Source organism: Rhodoferax sp. (assembly GCF_037143375.1).
GTDB lineage: Bacteria > Pseudomonadota > Gammaproteobacteria > Burkholderiales > Burkholderiaceae_C > Rhodoferax.
On sequence record NZ_JBAWYV010000198.1, the window covers coordinates 1 to 4,891 of the forward strand.

Genomic DNA, 4,891 nt, shown 5'->3' on the forward strand with positions numbered 1-4,891 from the left:
ATTCCGGCGCGTTCGCTGGATGAATTTCAGCATCTCACCGGTGCAGTTAACTGGGTTCGGAAAAATTCGGCTGCTTGAATGCGTCATGGTTGAATAGCAGAGTCATTGATTGCTATTTAATAAATAGCTGTTCACGCAAGCAGCACGGGGGCTAGAGGCTGTTTTTATCAATATTTCAGACTGTGATGTCCTGCAATGCGCAAAACCCGCTGCAAAGATAATGTCACCTTCTTTGGAAAGCTAAGACATGAACACCACCACCAACAACGCCGCAAGCTCTGTTACACAACCCCGCCTCACCAGCCTGTCGCATGGCGGCGGTTGCGGCTGCAAGATCGCGCCCGGCGTGCTGTCTGAAATCCTCAAGGGCATCACGGCGATGCCGATCCCCAAAGAATTGATGGTGGGCATCGAAACCTCGGACGACGCTGCGGTCTACAAACTCAACGACGAACAGGCGCTGATTGCCACTACCGATTTCTTTATGCCGTTCGTGGACGATCCGTTTGAGTTTGGCCGCATTGCCGCTACCAACGCGATCTCGGATGTGTACGCCATGGGCGGCAAACCCATCATGGCGCTGGCGCTGGTCGGCATGCCGATCAACGTGTTGTCAACCGAGACCATCGGCAAAATTCTCGAAGGCGGCGCCAGCGTCTGCCGTGCGGCGGGCATCCCGATTGCGGGCGGCCACACCATCGACTCGGTGGAGCCGATTTATGGCCTGGTCGCCCTCGGCTTGGTGCACCCGAGCCGCGTCAAGCGCAACGCCGATGCCCGCGTGGGCGACAGGCTGGTGCTGGGCAAGCCGCTGGGCGTGGGCATTTTGTCAGCCGCCCTCAAGAAAGAAAAACTTGACGCTGCCGGTTACGCGCAGATGATTGCCGTCACCACCAAGTTGAACACCCCCGGCCCCGAGTTGGCCGCGCTGGACGGCGTGCACGCCATGACCGATGTGACCGGTTTTGGTCTGGCCGGTCACGCGCTGGAAATCGCCCGCGGCGCCCAGTGCACGGTGCAAATTGACTGGGCCAGGGTGCCTTTGTTGAACGGTGTGCGCGAGCTGGCCTTGCAGGGTTTGATTACCGGCGCTTCGGCCCGCAACTGGGCCGGTTATGGCGCCGAGATAGCTTTGCCCGAAGGCTTTGCCGCCGTCGACCAAACCCTGTTGAGCGACCCGCAAACCAGTGGCGGCTTGCTGGTGTCGTGCGCGCCAGAGACGGTCGAGGCGGTGCTGGCAATTTTCAAACAACACGGCTTTGAGGCCGCCGTTGAAGTCGGTGAAATCACCCCCGGTACCTCGGGTGCCAGATTGCGGGTGGTTTAAGGCAGGAATGATGCGCCGGCCTCAAGCCGGGCGGCGCATGTGAAACAACTGTTCCGGGCCGATAGAAAAATAGTCGGCGGCACCGCCACCGCGCAAGATGTGGTCGGCACCAGCCGTGTCATAAACACCGTCTTTAAGCAAATTTTTCGCGATGTGCACCGCCACCACCTCGCCCAGTACCAGCCAGGTCGGCACCCTGTCGCCCGTGGCGGTTTGCAGTTGCACGATCTGGGTTTTTTTGCATTCAAACGCCACCGGGCTTTCCAGCACCCGGGGTGGCGCGATCAGGCGTGAGGCCACCGGGGTCAACCCGGCCAGGCCAAACTCGCTGACCTCGGGCGGCACGGCGGCACAGGTCTGGTTCATGGCCTCGGCCAGCGGGCGCGTCACCAGATTCCAGACAAACACACCGGTCTCTTCAATGTTGCGCAGCGTGTCTTTGTGGCCAATGCTGGCAAACCCGACGATCGGCGGGGTGTAGTTGAAGGCGTTGAAAAAACTATAGGGCGCCAAGTTCAGCGCACCCCCGGCGCTACAGGTCGAGATCCAGCCAATCGGACGCGGCCCGACGATGGCGTTGAACGGGTCGTGCGGCAGGCGGTGGCCGTGACGCGGTTCGTAAAAATGGGCGGAGTTGGGCATTTACAAAGTCAGTCAAGGATAGGTGTTGCGAGTAATTGGCGGCTGATGTTTTCTTCGTCAAGGGCATCGAAACTGAGGTTGTGGCGGTCAGTGAGTGGGCCGCCACCGGGCAGCACATCGCCGTGCGCGTCGTAGCCAATCGCCTTGAACTTCCAGAGCCCGTTGATCAGTTTCAGGTTGCCGACGTGCTCGTCACTCTCTGTCAGCACCCGGTAAATGGTTTCGTTGTAGGAATTGAGGTGTAGTTTATTCATGGAGCTGTGCATTATGAAAGGTTGGTTGGTGCGAACTTCGTACGTCAAGCTGATTTGTGGCGTTATGTCGGCCAGGGGCTCGAAGCCGTCGCGCTAAAAAAAGGACTCAGAACGACGTGGCACTCAGTGCCGTTCGTGTCCTCCGGCCTTCGGCCTCCCCCTTGACCTCACCGCACTGAATGCCACGCCGTCCTGAGTCCAAAGGCATTGAGTCACCGCGGGCCAACACGGCTGGCAGCCGATGTCAACGGGGTAGAGGGTGCAGCGAAGTCAGGCGGAGGATCGGGTGCAGCCCGGTCCGGGGGAGTGCGCCCGTGAAGGCGCGACATCTGCACAGTGAGAGTCTGTGTCAGGGTAAGCCAAGACCCTGTAGCTGAAAGTAACTGCGTCGCCGTGAGGCGGGGTGGAGAGCAACTGGAGGCGAACTGGCAGTCCGCAGGATGACGAACTCGATTCGGCGTTGCGTGGCGACGAGCCTGCTCTCTCAAGGCGAAGTCCGAAATACGTCCGGTACGCTGGTTATGGCGTGTAAAGCGATGCCGGAGCACGCAGCGTGGTTGGAGGCGGAATGCCGGGAAGGTGTAGCGAGATAAACGGGGATACCTGCAGCCCGAGGTGACGGGCAGCAGGAGTCAGAACCATCATAGTAGCGAAGGGCTGCAAGAGCAGGCAAGGCCAACACGCAGCGCAAACGCTGTGCAGACGAAAGTCTGGATAACCGGGGGTTCGCCCCCTCGTGCCTAACCCCTGCAGAGGGCAGACCGAAAAGTGCGGAGCAGGAAAACCGCACCAGCCAAGGGTGGTAGGAAAGTGGATGTGCAAAAGTACAGAAAGAGCGACAAGCATGAGCGAATCAGTGACAGTGCCAGTAAAGGCTAAGCAAACTGAATCTGCCCCAACCGAATGGGTGTGGGTGGATCGTGCTATCTGGACAGAGCGCATGTTGGCGGCGCTGGGTAACGGCGTCAAGGGGCGCAAATGGTTTAGTCTGATCGACAAAGTCTATCGCCCAGGCACCCTGCAAGCGGCTTGGCAACAAGTCAAAGCGAACAAGGGAGCCGCAGGCATAGACAGGCAAAGCATAGAAGGATTTGCGGCCAATGAACTGGCGTATTTGGGCGAACTGGCCAGAGACCTCGAACAAGGCAAGTACAGGCCCCAAGCGGTGCGCCGGGTAGACATACCCAAAGCAGGCGGTAAAACGCGACCCTTGGGCATCCCCACCGTCAAAGACCGAATCGTGCAAACGGCGGTCAAGCGGGTGATAGAGCCGATCTTTGAGAATGAGTTTCTGGACATAAGCTACGGATTTCGACCGGGCAAAGGCTGCAAGGACGCGCTGCGGGAAGTTGATGGACACCTCAAAGATGGCTACACCCACGTGGTTGACGCTGACTTGCAGGGCTACTTCGACAGCATCCCGCACGACTCGCTGACACAGAGAATCGAAGAGCACATCAGCGATGGTTGCCTGCTGCAACTGCTGGCGAGCTGGCTGCGACAAGACATTGTTAAGGATGTGCAGAGATGGACGCCAACGGCAGGCACCCCACAAGGGGCCGTGATCAGTCCGTTGCTGGCCAATCTGTACCTTCATCCCTTGGACGTAAAGATGCCAAAGCTGGGTTATCGCATGGTGCGCTACGCTGACGACTTCGTCATCCTGTGCCAAACCGCGTCACAAGCGCAGGCGGCATTGGAGGAGGTCAAAGTGTGGGTACAAGGAAACGGCCTGACCCTGCACCCGGACAAAACCCACGTGGGGGATTGTTCTGTCTGGGGACAAGGCTTTGAGTTTCTGGGCTACCGCTTCGAGGCGGGGCGGCGCTGGGTGCGAGGCAAAAGTCTCAAAGGATTCAAAGACAAGGTACGCGAGAAGACGAAACGCACCCGAGGCGAGAGTCTGCGCACCATCGTTGAAGATCTGACACCCATGATTAGAGGATGGTTTGAGTATTTCAAACATGCTCGGCGCACCACGTTCGAGCCGCTCGATGGATTCATTCGACGACGAATGAGGGCGGTACTGCGCAAGCAGGAAAAGCGCCCGGGGATGGGGCGTTGCCATGACGATCACAGACGATGGCCAAATGTTTACTTCGCAAACTTGGGACTGTTCACCATGGCAACAGCCCACCGAGCGAGCCGATCCCGATGAGGAAACCACTAACTGGAGAGCCGTGTGCGGGAGAACCGCACGCACGGTTCGGAGGGAGGGGAGGACGGTGTCCTTCTCTACCCCTATCATGAGCTGAGCCCTCTACCCCGGTGGCATCGGCTCCTCATAAACCGCACCGACCATGCCCGCGAGCGCTGCTTGGCGTCACTGTCAAGTCCTCAATCCAGCCCTGTCATGCATAAAACGACCAATTGAGATTTGGTCTTACCCAAGCTCAGCATGCACATAGCTGTTTATTCAAGGCACCTCGCGCTCATTCCCGGCGGTAGCGTTTCATGAACGAGCGGTCAATCCAGTCTTTCAGTCGCCACACCCATCGTCCTTGCGCTGAGTAGCGGCCCCAGCTGGCGATGGCGAAGTGGTCGCCACACGACAGTAAATTCAAGGTGTTGGCGGGTGGCAGGTGAGGGCTGGGGGATGTGCCAGCCACTACAGCGCGCAGGTTGGTGAGCAAGGCGGGGCCGGCCCGCACGGCATAAACGCCGCTGC

The 4,891-nt window shown here is 58.9% G+C and carries 4 protein-coding genes and 1 pseudogene; 2 read left to right on the top strand and 3 right to left on the bottom strand.

Annotated features, from left to right (window positions below; genetic code table 11):
• Window positions 1-247: 247 nt before the first annotated feature.
• Window positions 248-1,327 (top strand): selenide, water dikinase SelD, encoded by a 1,080-nt coding sequence (gene selD, locus WCG50_RS17425; RefSeq protein ID WP_336900865.1) that lies wholly within the window; start codon window positions 248-250, stop codon window positions 1,325-1,327.
• Between the two features lie 21 nt (window positions 1,328-1,348).
• Here selD and WCG50_RS17430 read toward each other — a convergent pair whose 3' ends face one another.
• On the bottom strand, window positions 1,349-1,969 hold the full coding sequence (locus WCG50_RS17430; protein ID WP_336900866.1) for a flavin reductase family protein: 621 nt from the start codon (window positions 1,967-1,969) through the stop codon (window positions 1,349-1,351).
• Between the two features lie 8 nt (window positions 1,970-1,977).
• The gene (locus WCG50_RS17435) at window positions 1,978-2,223 is read right to left on the bottom strand and encodes a hypothetical protein (protein ID WP_336900867.1); all 246 of its coding nucleotides are present in this window, start codon (window positions 2,221-2,223) and stop codon (window positions 1,978-1,980) included.
• 844 nt (window positions 2,224-3,067) lie between these two features.
• Here WCG50_RS17435 and ltrA point away from each other — a divergent pair.
• Window positions 3,068-4,381 carry a group II intron reverse transcriptase/maturase gene (gene ltrA, locus WCG50_RS17440; RefSeq protein ID WP_336900868.1) on the top strand — a complete coding sequence of 438 codons (1,314 nt, stop codon included), beginning with the start codon at window positions 3,068-3,070 and terminating at the stop codon, window positions 4,379-4,381.
• A 274-nt stretch (window positions 4,382-4,655) separates the two neighbouring features.
• On the opposite strand, the pseudogene WCG50_RS17445 reads toward ltrA, so the two are convergent.
• Window positions 4,656-4,891: pseudogene (locus WCG50_RS17445) on the bottom strand (pyridine nucleotide-disulfide oxidoreductase); the annotation flags it as partial.